At 74.8% G+C, this 18,035-nt stretch carries 15 protein-coding genes and 1 pseudogene; 4 read left to right on the top strand and 12 right to left on the bottom strand.

Annotated features, from left to right (window positions below; translation table 11 throughout):
• The first annotated feature begins 52 nt into the window (after positions 1-52).
• Positions 53-529: an ATP-binding protein gene (locus tag ACIF6L_RS16010; RefSeq protein ID WP_329491334.1), complete on the top strand. Its 477-nt coding sequence runs from the start codon at positions 53-55 to the stop codon at positions 527-529.
• Between the two features lie 295 nt (positions 530-824).
• Here ACIF6L_RS16010 and ACIF6L_RS16015 read toward each other — a convergent pair whose 3' ends face one another.
• The 12 genes and pseudogenes from ACIF6L_RS16015 to ACIF6L_RS16070 form a co-directional block, all read right to left on the bottom strand.
• Entirely contained in the window at positions 825-1,238 is a 414-nt protein-coding gene (locus tag ACIF6L_RS16015) for an SsgA family sporulation/cell division regulator (RefSeq protein ID WP_396487507.1), read from the bottom strand.
• A 167-nt stretch (positions 1,239-1,405) separates the two neighbouring features.
• A complete protein-coding gene (locus ACIF6L_RS16020; protein ID WP_396487509.1) occupies positions 1,406-2,734 on the bottom strand; it encodes a cryptochrome/photolyase family protein in 1,329 nt (442 codons plus the stop codon).
• A gap of 675 nt (positions 2,735-3,409) precedes the next feature.
• Positions 3,410-3,676 (bottom strand): metal-sensitive transcriptional regulator, encoded by a 267-nt coding sequence (locus ACIF6L_RS16025; protein ID WP_329491330.1) that lies wholly within the window; start codon positions 3,674-3,676, stop codon positions 3,410-3,412.
• A 101-nt stretch (positions 3,677-3,777) separates the two neighbouring features.
• Positions 3,778-4,134 (bottom strand): PRC-barrel domain-containing protein, encoded by a 357-nt coding sequence (locus ACIF6L_RS16030; RefSeq protein WP_359807140.1) that lies wholly within the window; start codon positions 4,132-4,134, stop codon positions 3,778-3,780.
• Positions 4,135-4,937: 803 nt separating this feature from the next.
• Positions 4,938-6,689: a serine/threonine-protein kinase gene (locus ACIF6L_RS16035; RefSeq protein WP_396487512.1), complete on the bottom strand. Its 1,752-nt coding sequence runs from the start codon at positions 6,687-6,689 to the stop codon at positions 4,938-4,940.
• 191 nt (positions 6,690-6,880) lie between these two features.
• The gene (locus ACIF6L_RS16040) at positions 6,881-7,468 is read right to left on the bottom strand and encodes a low temperature requirement protein A (RefSeq protein WP_396487514.1); all 588 of its coding nucleotides are present in this window, start codon (positions 7,466-7,468) and stop codon (positions 6,881-6,883) included.
• A 255-nt stretch (positions 7,469-7,723) separates the two neighbouring features.
• Positions 7,724-8,218, bottom strand: a complete 495-nt coding sequence (locus tag ACIF6L_RS16045) for a GNAT family N-acetyltransferase (RefSeq protein ID WP_396487515.1) — start codon at positions 8,216-8,218, stop codon at positions 7,724-7,726.
• Positions 8,219-9,574, bottom strand: coding sequence for a DUF6271 family protein (locus tag ACIF6L_RS16050; RefSeq protein ID WP_396487517.1), 1,356 nt, complete (start codon positions 9,572-9,574; stop codon positions 8,219-8,221).
• Positions 9,575-10,242: 668 nt separating this feature from the next.
• The gene (locus tag ACIF6L_RS16055; RefSeq protein ID WP_396487519.1) at positions 10,243-11,358 is read right to left on the bottom strand and encodes an N-acetylglucosamine kinase; all 1,116 of its coding nucleotides are present in this window, start codon (positions 11,356-11,358) and stop codon (positions 10,243-10,245) included.
• A 188-nt stretch (positions 11,359-11,546) separates the two neighbouring features.
• Positions 11,547-12,114: pseudogene (locus ACIF6L_RS16060) on the bottom strand (transposase); the annotation flags it as partial.
• Between the two features lie 388 nt (positions 12,115-12,502).
• On the bottom strand, positions 12,503-13,348 hold the full coding sequence (locus ACIF6L_RS16065; protein ID WP_396487520.1) for an SAM-dependent methyltransferase: 846 nt from the start codon (positions 13,346-13,348) through the stop codon (positions 12,503-12,505).
• A gap of 173 nt (positions 13,349-13,521) precedes the next feature.
• Positions 13,522-14,124 carry an MMPL family transporter gene (locus tag ACIF6L_RS16070; protein WP_396487522.1) on the bottom strand — a complete coding sequence of 201 codons (603 nt, stop codon included), beginning with the start codon at positions 14,122-14,124 and terminating at the stop codon, positions 13,522-13,524.
• Positions 14,125-14,573: 449 nt separating this feature from the next.
• Here ACIF6L_RS16070 and ACIF6L_RS16075 point away from each other — a divergent pair, with 449 nt between their 5' ends.
• The 3 genes from ACIF6L_RS16075 to ACIF6L_RS16085 all read left to right on the top strand — a co-directional run bounded on the left by ACIF6L_RS16075 (position 14,574) and on the right by ACIF6L_RS16085 (position 17,934).
• Positions 14,574-15,698, top strand: coding sequence for a DegT/DnrJ/EryC1/StrS family aminotransferase (locus ACIF6L_RS16075; RefSeq protein ID WP_396487523.1), 1,125 nt, complete (start codon positions 14,574-14,576; stop codon positions 15,696-15,698).
• 171 nt (positions 15,699-15,869) lie between these two features.
• Entirely contained in the window at positions 15,870-16,829 is a 960-nt protein-coding gene (locus tag ACIF6L_RS16080) for an NAD-dependent epimerase/dehydratase family protein (RefSeq protein ID WP_359807124.1), read from the top strand.
• A 13-nt stretch (positions 16,830-16,842) separates the two neighbouring features.
• On the top strand, positions 16,843-17,934 hold the full coding sequence (locus tag ACIF6L_RS16085; RefSeq protein ID WP_396487525.1) for a hypothetical protein: 1,092 nt from the start codon (positions 16,843-16,845) through the stop codon (positions 17,932-17,934).
• Positions 17,935-18,035: the final 101 nt, after the last annotated feature.

The raw sequence follows: 18,035 nt of genomic DNA on the forward strand, positions 1-18,035 counted from the left end.
GAATCCGATCGGACGACGAGCCACAGCAACCGCACGAAGGGGTGAACCGCATATGACGAGGGGCCGGGGCACCCTGGACGACAACCGGTCCGGAGCCACGCTACCGGAGGCCGGCCAACGCCGGCGGCTGCGGCTGGCCGGCCTGCCCAAGCCGGTGGCCCGTTCGCGTGCCTTCACCCAGCAAGCGCTCGCCGACTGGGCGTGGCTGGCTCCGGAGAGCGGCGCGGACCCGGACGTGGCGGACGATGTCGTGCTGCTCGTGGCCGAGCTGGTGGCCAACGCGATGATGCACGGCGGCGGGCCGCTCGAACTCGTACTGGACGCGTCCGCGGCCCGGCTCCGGGTGGAGGTGAGCGACGGCGAGTCCGCGCTCCCCGAGCCCCGCCTGCCGCACCGGCCGGGGCTGCCCGGCGGCCACGGCCTGTTCATCATCCAGCGGGCCGCCGACCGCTGGGGCGCCGAGCGCCACGAGCAGGGCAAGGCGGTCTGGGTCGAGATCGATGCCGCCCGGCTCGCTCCCGGGCGCTGAGCGGCTCAGGCTTCAGGGGCTCTCGGGGTTCAGGGCTCTCAGGGTCAGGGCACTCGGGGGTCAGCAGGACCCAGGCCACGGCCCGGGCGGTTTCCCCGCCCGGGCCGTGGTGTTCGTCGTGCTCCGGTCGATCCTCGTGCGTCGGCTGTTCGTCGTACCGGGCTCTCCGCGGCTCGCCGGCCGACGCGGGTGGTTGCGCCCGAAGCCCGCTCCGGGCGGAAGCCCCGCCCATGACTGGGGGCGGCGACGCAGCCTCGTGCTGAGGTCGCCACCGCCCCCGGTCGTCGCGCTCCGCTCAGCCGGTCTCCCCCACCAGGCCCGCCACCGTGTCCGGCCAGTCGAGCAGCCGGTGCTCCGTCCCCGGGGCGACCACCTCGTACGTCCGGCGGAGGAAGTGCACCATGTCCCGGGAGGACAACACCAGGACGGCACAGCCCTCGTCGCCGTGGAACTCGACGGCGATCACGCCGGGAGCCCACGGCCGGACCCGTAGGTCCCCCAGACCGGACGGCTTGCGCAGCCCCTCCCCGAACAGCTCGCGGGCCGCCGTCCAGGACAGTGCACCCTCCAGTCCGAGCGAGGCACCGGCCCCGAAACCGAGCGACAGCGCGAACGGGTCGGCCGGGTCGTAGCGCAGCCCCATGGGCACCGGCCGGGGCTCCGGGCCGACGAGACAGGCCTCGATGACGTCCTCGACGATCTCGGGCACCGTGCGCCCCCCTTCTGTTGCAGCAGTGGTGCACGCCCGGCTACCCCCGTCGGCGGGGACCATGCGTGTCAGAACCGCTCGAACACCTCCGGCCGGTATACTTGACCGCTCGTCATGTCCCCCTACTGGCCCGCGAGGGGCCCCGAACCGACGGTTCGGTCAGGGGCTCAGTCGAGGCCGCGGGCGTGGCGGAGCCGGGCGGAGATCGTCTCGGGCTCGACGATCGGTGCCGGGTAGTCGGCCGGTGGGTGGTCCAGCCGCCACGGGCGGTGCACGGAGCGACCGGGCAGGTCGGCCAACTCAGGGACCCAGCGCCGGACGTAGGCCCCGTCCGGGTCGAGCCGGTCCGCCTGGGCGAGCGGGTTGAGCACCCGGTTGGGCCGGGTGTCCGTACCGGTCCCGGCCACCCACTGCCAGTTGAGCTGGTTGTTGGCCAAGTCACCGTCCACCAGCAACCGCAGGAAGTGGGCGGCGCCCGTCCGCCAGTCCTTGTAGAGCGTCTTGGTCAGGAACGAGGCCGTCACCAGCCGGGCCCGGTTGTGCATCCAGCCCTCCTGGGCGAGTTGGCGCATGCCCGCGTCCACCAGGGGGAAGCCGGTGCGGCCCCGGCGCCAGGCCTCGGACTCCGCGTCGTCGGGCAGCCAGTGGTCCCCCTTGGACCGGTAGTCGGCGTGCGCCGCCTCCGGGCGGGCGGCGAGCACCTGGTGGTGGAAGTCCCGCCAGGCCAGCTGCCGGACGAACGCCTCCGCACCGCTGCCGCCGCGTCGTTCGGCGGACGCCACCAGCTCGGCCGCGGAGACGCAGCCGAAGTGCAGGTAGGGCGAGAGGCGCGAGGTGCCGTCGGCGGCGAGGTCGTCGTGCAGTTCCTCGTACCGCTCCAGGGCGTAGCCCTGCCAGAGCTTGCGGCCGGGGCGCTCACCGCCCGGCGGCAGCCCCGGCGAATCCGGCGTGACGGCCGGGACGGGCTCGCTCGCGAGGCCCTCGGGCGTGCGCAGCGCCCGGGGCGCGCGGTGCACCGTCCGGCGCGGGGCCTGCTGCCAGGTCCGGAAGTACGGGGTGAACACGGCGTAGTGGTCCTTGCCGGCGGGGCTGACCGCGCCCGGTACGGCCACGGTCAGCACGCCGTCGTGGACGTGCAGACGGGAGCCGAGGGCGTCGCGCAGGGCCTGCTCGCGGCGGTGGGCGAAGGCGCTCACGCCGGCGGCGACGTGGACCGAGACGGCGTCCACCTCGGTGGCCAGCCGGGCGGTCTCGGTGGCGGCGGTGCCCCGGCGCAGCAGCAGCCTGCCGCCGAGCGGGCGCAGCGCGGCGTCGAGGTCGGTGAGGCAGTCGGCGAGGAAGGCCATCCGGTTGGGCGGGGCGAAGCCGGCGGCGTCGACCTCGGGGTCGAGGACGAACAGCGGCACGACCTCGTCGGCGGCCTCGGCGGCGGCCCGGAGCACGGGGTTGTCGTGCAGGCGCAGATCCTGGGTGAGCAGGGCGATGGAGACGGTCATCAGTGGTGGCCCGGGGGTCGTGGTGGGGTGGATGTGGGGCGGGTCCGGCCGGTCCGGCCGGTCCGGCGGAGGCGGTGTTCGGCGTTCGGCGGTGCGGTGCGGTGTTCGGCGTTCGGTGCGCGGGGCGGTTGCCGGTCGGCGGCTGCCCTGCGGGGACAGACGAGCCTCCCACCCCGGTGCGCCGAACGGGGCACGGCGCGCCGGGAATTCACGCCCGGTCCGGATCCGGGGCGGAACCGCGGGCAGCTCACCGCGTCGCCGGCCGGGGCGGGGTCCCTGCATCAGAGGGCGGGGTGCCATTCCACCAGGACGATCGTGGCGTCGTCGGTGAGCCGGTGGTCCTGGCGCTCCAGCAGTGCGTGGATCAGCCGCCGCAGTGCCTCCGGAGCGGAGACACGACGACCGGCCCGGTGGCAGCAGCGGTGCGAGCTGCACCTGCCGCACGTCGGCGAGCAGGACCAGCGCGTCGGTGAGCCCCATCGTCCGGGCCGCGTCCCGGACGGCCGTAGCGAGCTCACCGGGGTCGATCCGCTGGGAGGCCGCCAGCAGGCCCTCCATCGCCCGGCCGAAGCCGATGTCGTCCATGGCCTCCACCTTCCGCCGGGACCATTCTCCGCCGATCGGCGCGGCTGGTCACGGCGTGCGACGGAGCCCGGGCCGTCCGGCCGTCCGGCCTCAGGCGAGGGTCAGGAAGAGCTTCTCCAGCTCCGCCTCGCTCATCGGCGGGGCATCCCCGTCGGCGGCGGCCATGCACTGGCGCATCCCGCTGGCCACGATCTTGAATCCGGCACGGTCCAGGGCGCGGGAGACCGCCGCCAACTGGGTGACGACGTCCTTGCAGTCCCGGCCTGCCTCGATCATCGCGATCACACCGGCCAGCTGCCCCTGGGCCCGACGGAGCCGGTTCAGGACGGCGCCCACCGCTTCCTCGTCCACCTGCATCCCGGGAGCCGCCTTCCGCCGTCGTGACCGTGCCTCCAGCGTACCCCGCGGGGTATCGCGGCCGCCGGGGCCGACCCGTACGCACCCCTCCCCCGGGCCGCTCAGCGCCTGGCCAGCCGCCGCTCACCGCCGGCGCCGGGGGTGTAGGCGAGTGCGTAGTGCGAGAAGACCGCCGGTTCGTCCTCGGCGGGCAGCACGTCGTCGGTGCCGATCGAGGGCGCCTGCTTGACCACGCCCTTGGCGAACGCGACCCGGACGTAGCCGGGCCCGACCACGGCGCCGTCGAGCGGGACGAACACCAGCCGCCGCCGGGACGGCAGGCCGACCGTGACGGTCACGAAGAACGGCTGGTCACTGGCCGTCTCCACGTACACCGACTCCAGCGTGCCGATCCGGTGGTCCTTCTCGTCGACCACGGCGTGGCCGCGCCACTCCCTGATGTCAGCCATTCCGATCACCGCAGCCTCCCGTTCACCGCAGCCTCCCGTTCACCGCAGCCTCCCGTTCACCGCAGCCTCCCGTGTCGCCGGTGCCGTCGTCGGACACCCGGGATCTCCATCCTGCGCCGCGACGGGCCGGGGCGCCCGGCGAGCACCGCGGCACCCGACCGGCCGGAGAAGGGGTACGCGGGCTGGCGGCCCCCGGCACTCGTCGACGGGCCCGCGCAGCCGGCCCTCCGGGGAGGCCGGGCCGAGCGGGTGCACGTCGAGGCCCCCCAGCAGGTGAGCCTGCCCGGCGCCGTCCTGCACTCGCTGCGGCACGCTTCGGTGGCGGGGACCGGCGAGGCCGTGGGAGCGGCACCGCGCCCTGGAGCTGTCCGGCCGATCAGGTGACGCGCCGGGCTCGGCCCCCCATGGGAAGGGGTGGCTGTGACGGAGACGGCTCGTGAAGCGGCCGTTGCGTGGGTGCAGAAGATCATGGACGCGGACTGTGCCGACGATGCCGAGCCGTGCGGGGTGGTGGTGGCGTTGGGCAAGGCCCTCGGCTGTCCGAGCGGCTACGGCAGCGACTTGATCCTCTGGCCCGAGGGAAGGCAGCCGACGGCTCCCGAGGTCGTCGGTCAGGCGTTGGGGTACCGGCCCTTCGCCCTGCGAGAGGGCCCCGAGCCCGCGGCCGGACGGTCGGCCACCGTGTGCCGGATGGTGCGCCGCCCTGGGTACGACGGCAAGGACCGTCAGCCTTTCGGCGGCCCGAGCCGGTGCCCGGGTCTTCGCCGGTACCGGAGCGGACTCCGGCTAGCGCTCCGGAACCGGGGAGGCGGTCACTGTCGGGGGAAGTCCTGGTCCGCACGGAGGGCGAGGGTGCGCCAGCCGTGGGTGATCTCCTCGCGCAGCGCGCCCGCGTCGGGCTCGGTGCTGCCCGGGCCGTGGCGCGTCGTCAGCAGGTCCAGCAGTGCGCCACCGTCGCCGGGGCGGGTCTGCGGGTCCGCGGTCAGCGCCCGGCCGACCACCGCCGCGAGCGCCGGGTCGAGCGCGGCGAGGGCTGCCAGAGCCGTCGGCTCCGGGCCGGTGTCGACGATCCGGCGGATCACCGCCCCCGTGCTGGCGGCCGCGAACGGACTCCCCCCGTGGGCCGCGCACACCACGCAGCAGGCCCAGGCCCAGACGTCCGCTGCCGGGCCGACCGGCCCGTCGCCGAACTGTTCGGGCGCCATGTAGGTCAGCGTCCCCGGGCCGCCGCCGGTGCGGGTCAGCCGGGTGCCGTCGACGATCGCCGCGATGCCGAAGTCGAGCAGCCGCGGCCCCGCCGTCGTCAGCATGATGTTGGCGGGCTTGAGGTCCCGGTGCACCAGCCCCAGCCCGTGCACCCCGCGCAGCGCGACGGCCAGCGCGAGCGCGAGGGCCCGCAGCGCCTCCGGGGAGCGGATCGGCCCCTGCTCGCGCAGATGGACGTCGAGCGGGCGGCCGTCCAGCAGTTCCATGGCCAGGTAGGGGCGCCCGGAGTCCACACCGGCGTCCAGCACCCGGGCGGTGTAGGCGCCGGAGACCATCGCCAGCACCTCCGCCTCGCGCTCGAAGCGACGCAACAGGTCGGCTTCCCCGAGGAGTTCGGGGTTGATCGTCTTCAGCGCGACCTGGGTGGCCGAGCCCTCCCGACGGGCCAGGTAGACCGTCCCCATGCCGCCGGCCCCGATCCGGCCGAGCAGTTGGTACCCGCCGATCGTCCGCGGCTCGTGCGGGTACAGCGCCTGGTGCGGGACGTGCCCGACGGGTGAGGCGGGTGAGGCGGGTCCGGCCTGCCCGGCGGGTTCGACGCGCCCGAGGTGCAGCGGAGCCGGCGCGACCTGCGGCGCCGGTGGGGCGGGGACGGACCACGGCGCGTCGACCGGGGCGGCGGGCATCGGCAGGTAGGGCGCGGGCCGGGCGGCGGGCGGAGCATCCGCCGGGACGTGGGCCGTGCGGTCGGCACCGCCGGCCAGCGGGCGCCGGCTGGTCACGAGCGCGATGATCTGGAACATCAGCGCACCCTCGACCACCCCGATCGGCAGCACCAGTGCACCGAGCACCGCGCGGAGGACGAAGCCGCCGATCAGCCGGACGATACTGCCCGTGGTCGTCCCGGCCCCCGGGGGCATGCCGACGACCAGCAGGTTGCGCTGCGTCAGGAGCCAGAGGAACACCCAGCCGAGCAGGGCGACCACCGCCGGGATGAGGTAGATCGGCTGCGTGATGGAGAAGTGGACGTCCAGGGCCTGGGCGATGGCCAGCGGGCTCTCCGAGACGATCGACGGCATCATGTAGACGAAGTCGGTTTCGGCGATCGTCGAGTTCAGCAGGGCCAGCAGGCCGGCCGCGCTCAGCAGCACGAGCACCTGTTCACCGACCGCCGCCGCCGTCAGCCCCGACGGCACCGCCACCCTCCCGCCCGCGCCCGCGAGGCGACCGATCGCGCGATGGCGGGTGGCCTGCTGAGCCCGCATCAGAAGCGGCAAGGACACCATCCGCACGACCAGTGCGACGCCGCCCAGGACCAGGATGATCAGGCCCAGCGGAGTCTCCGTGTAGCTCTCCATGAACGCCCCCCGTTGTGCCGTTCGCCGGTCAAGCAGACCGAGTATAGGCCGCGTCGCGATCACTCCGGCCGAACGGCGAACGGGGTCCGGGGGACGGCGAGTACGGCCCGGGCGGACGGCGGCCCGGGCGTCCTTCACACGCCACGGCGCCGGGCCGGGCGGGCCGGTACGCCCGACGCGCACAGGAGTTGCTAGTCCACCGCCGCGGTCAGCCCCCAGCTCAGCCACCCCACGCCGAAGTGGCCGGACCACCCGGCCGGCAGCAGCGTCAGCCCGAGGCAGGGCAGCGCCCAGCGCAGGGTCCGCCGCCAGGACGCCCCGGCCACCGCGGCCGCCAGCACGCCGACCCCGAAGTACCCGACGAGGCTCCCGCACAGCAGCCGGCGCGCACCCTCCGGGGTGTGGCCGTACGGGTGCGCGAGGCCCGGGCCCGGCCCGGCCGCCAGGACGGCGAGCGCGCACGTCGTGGCAGCGTGCAGCGCCGTCATGACGCGCACCGGGAGGTCGCCCGGGCCGTCCTTCGGCACACCGCCGTACCCGTGCGGCAGCGGCATGCTCCACAAGCCGATGAGCAGCGCGAAGCCGCCCGCCGCGGCGCGGACCAGGGCCGCGCGCCAGACGGCCTCCCCCGCCACCGACGTGATCTGGATGACCCCCTCGCCCAGCACGATGATGACGAACAGGTCCAGCCGCTCCACCAGGTGCGGGGCGTCGGCGTAGGCCGCCTCGACCACCGGCACGCGCTCGGCGGTCCCCCGCTTTCTGATCAGGCGGTCCATCCGCTCCTACGCCAGTCGCAGCACCCGGCTGCCGGGGGTGACGACGACCAGGTCGAAGAAGAGCTCGGTCCAGGAGGCATGCCGCTCGACGGGCGGCTGACATGTGTTCATGGGGAGAACATCGGCCGGGCGGTCCGCCCGCTGGAGCGAGCCCGGTGTCCGTTGCCTCCTGTGCCCTTCGCCCTGCCTCCTGGCTCCCGGCTCCCGGCTCCCGGCTCCCGGCTCCTGTGCCGTACCGCCAGTCGGCGGGTGCGGCTAGATCTCCATGGACATGTACACCGCGCGCTTGCCGTAGCAGGCCGGAACGGCGACCTCGCGGTGGGTGCGGTAGCCCAGCAGGGCGAGCAGGATGTCGCTGCGCCGGACCGCCACCATGGAGATCCGCTCGAAGCCCTGCTCCTGCGCCTCCTCGCGGATGTGGCGGATGAACCGGAGCGCCACGTCCTTGCCGCGCAGCGGCTCCGCGATGACGAAGTCGTGCACGTGCAGGTTGCGCGACTGGAAGTCGGCCTCCTCCACCTGCCCCAGGTCCGGGCACTGGTAGAGCGGGTAGGGCAGGCTCAGCAGATAGCCGCCGACCTTGCCCCCGTGCTCCAGCACGAAGCAGGTGTCGGGTGAGGAACGCGCCCTGGACTGCAGCGCCTCCCGGCCCTCGGAGAGGTCGTCCGCCGCGTAGGCGTCGGACTCCAGCGCCACGACGGCGTCCCAGTCCTCGTCGGCCAGCAGGCGGAAGCTGATGTTGTCCGTCATCTACTCGGCTCCTCCGACGGTGGCACCGGCTCCGCCGGCGGGGCTGCCGCCCGGGCCGGTCAGGCCGTCGGTGCGGGCGGCCGCCACCATCGGGCCCCAGGCGGCGATCAGCCGCGCGAAGTCCTCGACGTCCGCCTTGGCCTCGTCGAGCAGGCGCTCCCGCAGCGGGGCCAGGTGCTCGGCGAACTCCGTGTACTTCCCGCCCAGTTGCCGATACGAGCGGTCGAGGACGTCCAGCCGGTGGACGTTCTCAGCCCGGTCCGTCCCGGCGCTGTCCCTGACCAGCTCCAGGATCGTGTCCACCCGTACGTGGTGCTGGTCGTCGAGCAGCTCGCCGCCGGCCGCCATCATCCGGCCGTAGACGGGGTAGAGGTAGAGCATCGACAGCAGGAACTTGGTGAACCGCAGCTGGTAGGCGGTGAATCCGGCGCCGCTCCGGCGGCCCGGGGTGTAGTAGTTCACGATGTGCCGGTTGTGCACCACGCCGGGCAGGGTGGCGTCCAGGACCACGTGCAGCAGGAAGTAGTCACTGCCGATGGTCTCGGTCGCGGGCGGCAGCGGGACGCGCTCGTAGACCTCGTGATCGAAGCCGATGTTGCACATGTCCACCTGCCAGATGTCGGGAGCACCGAGCACTGACTCGTCGGCGGTGAACGGGTCCGTCCCGCCCCCGGTGAACGACGCCTCGACCAGCTGCCGCTTCTCCTCCTCGGACCAGACGGGCGGCGCCCAGAGGCTGACCACGTCGTAGTAGAGGGCCGGGTCCAGCTCGCGGATCTCGCTGACGTCGACGGAGAGTTCACCGATGAAGGAGCTGCCGACCAGTGACACCGGCTTCTCGGCGTCCGCCGGCTCCAGCTCGCTCTTGGTGACGGCCGCCTCCGCGTCGGCCGCCCGCTTTCCGAGCGACAGCAGCTCCTGGTGGATCGGGAAGACCGGCTTCCCGTCCAGGACCTGGTAGTCGCTGTCCGAGTCCCGGCGGTGGACGGAGTCGCAGCCGAGGGCGGCGGCGATCAGGAACGCCCGGTTGGTGCAGGCACCGTAGGAGACGGCGTCGGGCAGCATCAGATCGAGCAGCCGGGCCGGTTCGGCGACGCCGGCGGCGTCGACCACCCGCTCCAGGAACTCCCGCTGGTGGGCCTCGTCGAGGTGGTGCACGACCACGCCCGCCGCCCCGGGCAGTTCGGCAACGGCGCGCGCGTGCGCCGCGAAGGTCGACGCGTCCGAGGAGTCCAGGACGACCAGGTGCACCTCGACCTCGAAGTGCTCGGCGGCGTACGCGGCCTCCTTGCCGATCGCCGAAATCGTCTCGGCACAGGCCCGGTTGGTGGGCAGGGCCAGACAGATTCTGCGCATGCCAGTTCTCCGTTCGGTCATCAGGTGTCGTGCTGTTACCGCGAGTTGGGCGAGGTCGAGCATCTACCGCAGACCCGGTGCGTGCGGTGGCGAAGCGCTGGGGGCGCCGTGGACCGGCGCAGCGCCGTCCGGCATCCGTTCGGGTCACTCCAGAGGTCGAGTCCGTTTACCACCACGCCGATCAGGTACTCCTTGCGGCGCCCGGACCGGCGCCCACCGGTGTCGGCAGCGGGCGCGGCTCCGGCACCACCACCGGCGCCGGCACCACCCGAACCGGCCGGACAGGCTGAACGGGCCCGAAGGACCGAACGGGCCGGGGCACGGCGAAGGCGTGACCGGCCACCGATTGGACCACACCCCGGGACCGCCACAACTCACCGGTTTAGCCTGGTAGTTGATGCCCACGACGGGGACTCCTGCCAAGGCGCCCCCGCGCCGCCGACTGGCATTCCCCTACGGTGGACTAGACCAACTTCCGGTGTCAACCGCCTCCTTGGATCGACTCCGGGCCACGGGGGCACGCTGCCCGATCGGGCAGCCGCCGCTGCCCGCGGCACGGAGCCGTGCGACGGCCCTCGGGAGGTGGGCCGTACACCGTTGACCTCCGGGTTGCCGGGCCCGGGCGCTCGGTTGCGCGGACCGTCCGACCGGTCCGACCGGTCCGGGCCTCAGAGTCCTCCACGGCCGTCCGTCAGGGTGCGGACGTCGAGCAGCGGTGGATCGACCGGCCAGGGCAGCGCGGTGCCGGAGGCGCTCGCCGCCAGGCGCAGCGCGCCGAGCAGTGGCGGCCCGTCGGGGCGGTGCGGGCGCGCCGTCGGGAGGCGGTCGGTCAGCGCCGCCAGTGCCGCCCCGCGCAGGCGGTCCAGGGCGAACAGGCCCCCGGTCAGGGCGACCCGCGGCTCGGCCAGCCCGACGGCCCGGACGGCTGCGGCGGCCGCGTCCGCGATCTCCTCCCCCGCCCGCCGCACGATCGCGCCCGCGACCGGGCAACCGCCGTCGGCCGCGTCGACCACGTCGGGGGCGAAGGCGGCCAGCAGGGCGGCCCGGTCGGGGCGTGGCTGCAGGGCGGCGGGCAGGCCGGCCACCGGGCCGTAGCGGCGCTCGGCCGACGCCAGCAGTACGGCCGAGCCGCCCGTCCGGCCGTCGTGGGCGCGCAGCGCCGACTCCAGGCCGGCCCGGCCGATCCAGCCGCCGCTGCCGCAGTCGCCGAGCAGTTGGCCCCATCCGTCGGCCCGGTGCCAGCCCGTGTCCGGGTGGACGCCGATCGCGACCAGACCGGTCCCGGCGGCCACGGCCACACCCGGCCGACGTCCGAGGGCGCCCACGTGGGCGGTGACGGCGTCGCCGGCCAGCACCAACCGGTCCGCACCCGTCGCGCGGGCGAGCGGGACGGGGAGTTCGCGGGCGAGGTCCCGGCCGAGCAGGGCCATGCCCGTGGCCCCGACGGCCACCGCCCCGATCCGCGCGCCGGGCGGCAGGCCGGCGATCAGCGTGCCCAGGGCGGGGAGTACACGGCTCAGCAACGCCTGCGCGTCGTGCCCTCCTGCGGTGATCCGGGCCGGGGCCGCGATCCGGTCGGTCCGGGCGCCGGCGAGGTCGGCGGGCCACCCGCCGGGAGCCAGGGCGAGCCGGACTCCGGTGCCGCCGACATCGATCCCGACCACCCAGCTGCCGTCCTGGCCGACCTGGCCGACCTGGCCGACCTGGCCGACCTGGCCGGGATGGCCGGGATGGGGCGTGGCGGAGCCGACGGGGTGCGGTCCGGCGGGGTCGATCCGGTCCACAGCGGCCCTCCGCTCGGTGCTGTTCGTGCCCGCGACGGGACGTCCGTACGAGCCGGCTCGGCTTCCCCGTGGCTTGTCACCCCCGGGGCCTGTCCGAAGTGTGCCACCGCGCCCCGCCGGGCAGCCGTCGCTCCGGAGGTCCCGGGCGCCGTCGTCCGCTCTGCCCCCTGGATGAATGAGGCGAAGGGTTAGTGGTCGTAGGCGGTCAGCGAGCGCATGGCGGGTTGGTCGGTGTGGTCGTTGTGCCAGATCGCACTGGTCAGCGCGAGGATGCGTTGTAGGCCGCGGACCATCACCCCGGTCGGTGTGCGGCCTTGGTGGCGTTCGAGGTCGAGCTGGGCCTTGAAGGTCTGGTTGACGGACTCGATGATCTGCCGTAGCGGCTTGACCAGGGCGGATCCGGCCCGCGAGGGCTCGCCTTGCGGGCCGGCCGCAGCAGCCGCATTCCCCGCTCGGCGCGTTCGCGTTCGAAGGCGCGGCCGTAGTACTGCCGGTCGCTGATCAGGGTCTGGCCCGGGCGGGCCGCCATGAGGTGCGGTTCGGCGTCGAGCCTGCCGAGCGGGGTCTCGCGTTCGTCGGCCTTCGCGCCGGTCAGCGCGAAGGCGACGGGCAGGCCGTGCAGGGTGCACACGAGGTGCGGGCGCGGGCCCCAGAAGGAGCGGGAGTGGCTGGCGCGGTAGCCGTACTCGGCCCAGTCGGCCAGACGGAGCGCTCGGCGGTCTCGCGGGAGCGCCCGCATTCCACGGGTGTGGAGTCACCGCGCGCGACGCGTCGGCCGCGGTGCTCGGGCCGGCCGGGACCGCCTCCGACGGCGAACGCGTCCGCTACGTCCAGGACGGGCTCGTCCACCCGGCGCACTACCGCCCGGGCGTGGAGCTCGCCCGGTTCTCCACCGGCCACGAGTCGACGCCGGAGGGACAGCGCAACCACGCCTCCTACCGCTCGCCGGGATTCCTCTCCTACGAGGAGAAGCAGATGTCGGCGTCCGGGCTCCCCCGGGCCCGGCCGCCCGGTCCGGCACCTCCCGGCACCGGACCGCAGGGGGCGGCTGACGGTTCCCGTGCCCGCCCTCGCCGCGGGCACGGGAACGGCGGGCACGGGTGCGGCGGGCACCGGCGGGGCCGCCCCGGTGGCGGCGGGCGGTTCAGCCGCGCTTGACGGCCACGCCGCCGTACATCGCGATGTCCTGGTCGCGCACCGGCGCCGCCTCCGCGTCCGGCCGCCACTGGTGGACCAGGGTCACGCCCGGGTCGAGCAGGTCGTAGCCGTCGAAGAAGGCGAGCGTCTCGTCCTTGTCGCGGATCTGCAGGGGAATCCCACGCGCGTTGTACTCGCGGCCGACACCGCCCACACCCACCGGGTCGGTGTCCCCGGTGAAGACGGTCAGCGCCAGGAAGCTCCCCGGGGCCAGCTCGTCCATGAACCGCCGCACGATGCCCTGCGGGTCGTCCTGGTCGAGGACGAAGTGCACGATCGCGATCAGCGAGAGCGCCACCGGCTGCGTCAGGTCCAGGACCTCGCGCAGTTGCGGGGCACCGATGATCGAGTCGACGTCGCGGAAGTCGGCGTCGATGTAGGAGGTCCGGCCCTCCTCGGTGCTCGACATCAGCGCGCGGGCGTGGGTCAGCACGATCGGGTCGTTGTCGACGTAGGCGACGCGGGCCTCGGGGGCGATGCCCTGGGCGATCTCGTGCACGTTGGGGGAGGTCGGGATCCCGGTGCCGATGTCCAGGAACTGGCGGACCTTGTGCTCCTCGGCGAGGTGGCGGACCACCCGCTGCATGAAGGTGCGGGTGGTACGCATCGAGGTCGGCAGGGCCGGCCAGGCCTTGACCGAGGCGTGGGCGGCGGTCCGGTCCGCCTCGAAGTTGGTCTTGCCGCCAATGAGGTAGTCGTACACCCGGGCCGAGTGCGGGACGTCCATCCGCAGGTCCACCCCCGGCCAGCGCCGCTCCTGCCGGTTCCCTGACATCCACCCCATGCCTGACATCCTCGCCCCTCCCGCTCCCCACTCACCCGGGGAAGCAGCTCCGGCCGCCCCGCTGGCGGGCCATCGTGCGCATGGTAACGGTGCCGCCCGAACAGCGCGGCTGCCGGGGGCCGGACAGCGCGGCGCCGGTCGCGGGACCAACGCCCGGCGGCCACAGCTGCCGTGGTGCCCCGTCAGCCCGTCGCGCCCGAGCTCGCGGGCGCGACGGGCTCCACGCAACCCGGTACAGCGGGGCGACCGGGCTCAGCGCGGCGGGCGTCGAGCTTGGACAGCGCACGGTGCACATGCGTCCGGACCGTGAGGCCGGCGTCCCGCCCCTGCTGCGCCGCCTCTTGGAGGGCGTCCGTGGCGGCCGTGCCCAGGGAGCCGGGCTTGGCGTCGTAGCCGATCGTCGCGTAGGCGGTCGAGCCGTCCTCGGAGACGGTGCCCGCCTGGAACGGGCTGACCGCGCCGGTGACCTGCTCGCCGTGGGCGAGCTCGGCGACCGTCCGCTCCACGGCCTGCTGGTGGGTGGCCGCGGTGATCTTCTGCCCGGACGCGGCGACGAAGACCAGGCGGGCCGACGCGCCCTCGGCGGTGCTGCCGGGGAAGCGGGCGTCCATCAGGTCGAAGGCCTGCTGTGCTTCCGTGCCCGGCATCGCGAAGCCGTCGTCGGGTGCCGCCGGTGCCTTGGCGGCCAGGACTCCGGCGGTCGCCAGCAGGGCGACCCAGAGCAGGGTCGTCAGGCGGCGCCTGAGGAAGGCCCATCGGCCCAGGCGGTACAGGAATTCGGCCACGGGAGAGCAGACTCCTTCGGATGACGTTCACGGGTGCGGCGGCGGGCCCGGGGCCGCGGCACGGCCCGGGGCGCCCGGAGCATGGCCATCCTCGATCGCGGGGGGCCGCTGCGTCGTCCTCGCTGCGCAGGCCGTTCACGTAGTCCGTGCGCAGTAGCGCGGCACCCGGACGGAGTACGTCAGCTGCACCACGGGGAGCAGCCGCCGGGCCTTCCGGCTCCCCGGCCCGCCCTCCACCGGGGTGGTCCGGGGCGGACGGCGGCGTCCGGCGGGCCCCGGCGGTCCGGTGACCGCCCGGTCACCGGGGCAGTCACCCGGGCGGTCGGTGACGACGGGCCGGGAACGGGCAGGCGAAGTAGCGTGATGTGCCTGGCCCGACCGATTTGTCCGGTCCGGCCGGAAACGAACCCGCTCGATGATCTGATCATCCTGCTGCCGGAGGTGGCCTCATGGGCGTTCCAGCCGCTCGCATCGTGTTCGACGAGAGCGACCGCGCGGCCGTCGCGGACGCGGTGGCGGAGATCCTCGCCACCGGTGCGCTGACCCTCGGCCCCTGGACCGAGCGCTTCGAGCAGGCCTTCGCGGCCGAGCACGGCGCCTCGCACGCCGTGGCCGTCGCCAGCGGGACGGCCGCGCTGGAGATCGTCCTGCGCACCGTCGACGTCCGTGACCGCGACGTGGTCGTCCCGGCGGTCACCTTCTACGCGACCGCCGCCGCCGTCGTCCACGCCGGCGGACGCCCCGTCCTCGCCGACGTCGACCCGGCGACCTTCGCGCTCTCCCCCGAGACGCTGGAGGCGGTCCTCACCCCGGACACCGCCGCCGTGGTGCTGGTGCACATCGGCGGCCTGATCACCCCCGAGGTCGACGAGCTGCGCGCGATCTGCGACCGCCGGGGCATCCCGCTGGTCGAGGACGCCGCCCACGCGCACGGCAGCAGCTACGCCGGGCGCGCGGCCGGGTCGTTCGGCCTGGCCGGCGCCTTCTCGTTCTACCCGACCAAGGTCACCACCAGCGGCGAGGGCGGCATGATCCTCACCGAGTCGTCCGACCTGCGCGACGAGGCACGGATCCACCGGGACCAGGGCAAGGGCTCGTTCACCACCAACCACCACGTCCGGTTCGGCGCCTCCTGGCGGCTGAGCGAGCTCAACGCCGTCGTCGGCGCGGTGCACCTGCGCCGGCTCAAGGAGTTCGTGGAGACCCGGCGCCGGGTGGCCCAGCGGTACGACGCGGCGCTCGCCGGGCTCGACGGACTGCGGCCGACGGTCGAGCCGGTCGGCTGCCGCAGCAACTACTACAAGTACGTCGCCCTGCTGCCGGCCGGCGTCGACCGCGCCGCGTTCAAGCGGGCGGTGGCCGAGGAGCACGGGGTGCGGCTCTCCGGCGAGGTGTACGACCTGCCGCTGCACCTCCAGCCGGTGCTGGCCCCCTACCGGCGCGGGCCGCTGCCGGTCGCCGAGGACCTCTGCGCCCGGCAGATCTGCCTGCCGGTGCACTCCGACATGACCGAGGACGAGACGGACCAGGTGATCGAGGCGGTCACCGCCGTCCACCGCCGGCTCGCCGGATGACCGGGACGGCCGAGAGCACGGGGGCCCCCGGAACCACAGCGACCGCCGGGGCCGCCGGACGGGTCGGCCGGTCCCGATGACCGGAACCACCAGGAAGCCCGGAACCACCGGAACCACCGGGACGCCCCCGGACCGGACGGTCCGGGCGAAGGCCGGACAAGGAGAGAGACCGTGCGCGTAGCCGTCACCGGGGGATGCGGATTCATCGGCTCACACGTCGTGGACCGGCTGATCACAGCCGGCCACGAGGTGCTCGCGGTGGACACCACCGACAAGTACCTCAACGCCGACGCGGAGCACGCCCGCATCGACATCCTCGACCTGACCGCCCTCACCAGCGCCCTGGACGGCTGCGAGGTGGTCTTCCACCTCGCCGCCATGGCCGACGTCGAGCAGGTCGCCGCCGACCCCGTCCGGGCCGTGCGGATGAACATCGACGGCACCGAGGCCGTCCTGGAGGCGTCCCGCCGCAGCGGCCTCAGCCGCACCGTGCTGGCGAGCACCGTCTGGGTCTACGGCGCCGCCCTCACCGACGACCAGCTGGACGGCGGTGCGCAGGAGCTGGACGAGCACGTGCCCATCGAGCTGGAGCGCAGCGGGCACCTGTACGTCGCCACCAAGCTGGCCGCCGAGATGCTGGTGCACAGCCACCGGGAGCTGTACGGGCAGCACTTCACCATCCTGCGCTACGGCATCCCGTACGGACCGCGGATGCGGGACGAGCTGGTGGTCGCCCGGTTCGTGCAGGCCGCGCTGGCCGGCCGGCCGATCACCATCGCGGGCGACGGCCGGCAGAGCCGCAACTTCGTCTACGTCGAGGACCTCGCGGACGCCCACGTGCGCGCCCTGTCCCCCGCCGCCGAGGACCAGACCTTCGCCCTGGAGGGCTCCACCGCCGTCTCCGTCCGGGACATCGCCGACACCGTCGACCGGCTGCTCGGCCCGGTCTCCATCTCGCACATCGAGGCCCGGGCCGCCGACTACGACGGCCGCCGCATCTCGGCCGCCCAGGCGAAGCGGCTGCTCGGCTGGTCGCCGAAGACCACCTTCACGGACGGCGTGCGGCGCTACGCGGACTGGTACCGCGACGAGGGCGGCCCGGGCGCCGGCCGCGCGGCCGGCGGCTCCTGAGGCGGCGCCCCCGGTGCCGCACGCCCTGCTGGTCTCCGGCTCGCTCGGGCAGGGCCACGACGTGATGGCCCAGGCCTGCGCCGACTCGCTGCGGGCGCGCGGCTGGACCACCGCCACGGTGGACGCCATGGCGCTGCTCGGACAGCGCGCGGGCGCGGTCGGCGAGGCGGTCTTCCGCCGGCTGCTCGACCTGCCCGGCGTCTACGACGCCTTCCACTTCGCCGCGCTGCGCCCCGGCGCCCGGCCGGCCCTGCTCGCCGACGCCGCTGCGCGGACCAGGCTCGTCCCGGCCCTGCGGGAGCTGGTCGCGCGGCAGCGGCCGGAGCTGGTGGTGTCGGTGTTCGCCACCGCCACCGCGGCGGTGAACCGGCTGCCCCGGCGGGGCGGCGGGCCGGCCTTCCGGCACCTGGTGCTCTGCACCGACGTGACACCCCACCGGCTCTGGGTGCAGGAGGGCACCGACCTCTTCCTGGTCACCTCCGAGGTCGCGGCCTGCGCGGTGCGGCGCTACCGGCCGGAGGCCGCGATCGCCGTGCTGCCGGCGCCGCTGCGGGCGCCGTTCTACCACCCGCCCACCCGCGCGGCGGCCAGGGCCGAGTTCGGGGTGCCGCCCGACGCCAGGTGCGTGCTGCTGATGTCCGGCTCCTGGGGGCTCGGTCCGCTCGCCCGCACCGCCACCGACCTGGCGGACGCCGGGCCGCACGTGCTCGCCGTGACCGGGCGCAACCGCGAGCTGGAGCGCCGGCTGCGCCACGCCGCCGGCCACCGTCCGCGCCTGCACCCGTTCGGCTACACCGAGCGGATCCCCGCCCTGATGACCGCCGCCGACCTGGTGGTGACCAGCTCCGGGGACACCTGCAGCGAGGCCCGGGCACTCGGCCGCCGCCTGCTCCTGCTGGACGTCGTCCAGGGCCACGGCCGGGACAACCTCCAGCACGAGCTGGAGCTGGGACACGCCGACGTCACCTCCGCCCGACCGGCCGACGTGGTCCGCACCGCCCTCGCCGCCCTGGACCGCCCGGCCCCACCCCCCTCGGCCGGCGCCTCCCCGGAGGGCTGGCGGACCGGCTTCGCGGCCGCCCTGGCGCAGGTCGGGCTGGCCTAGGGAGTGTTGGGGGGGGGGGGGCGGGGGGGGGGGGCGGGGGGCCCCCCCACCCCCCCCCCCCGCCCCCCGCGGGGGGGGGGGCGGGGGGGGGGGGGGGGGGC

It is taken from the genome of Kitasatospora sp. NPDC086009, from assembly GCF_044540385.1.
Taxonomy (GTDB): domain Bacteria; phylum Actinomycetota; class Actinomycetes; order Streptomycetales; family Streptomycetaceae; genus Kitasatospora.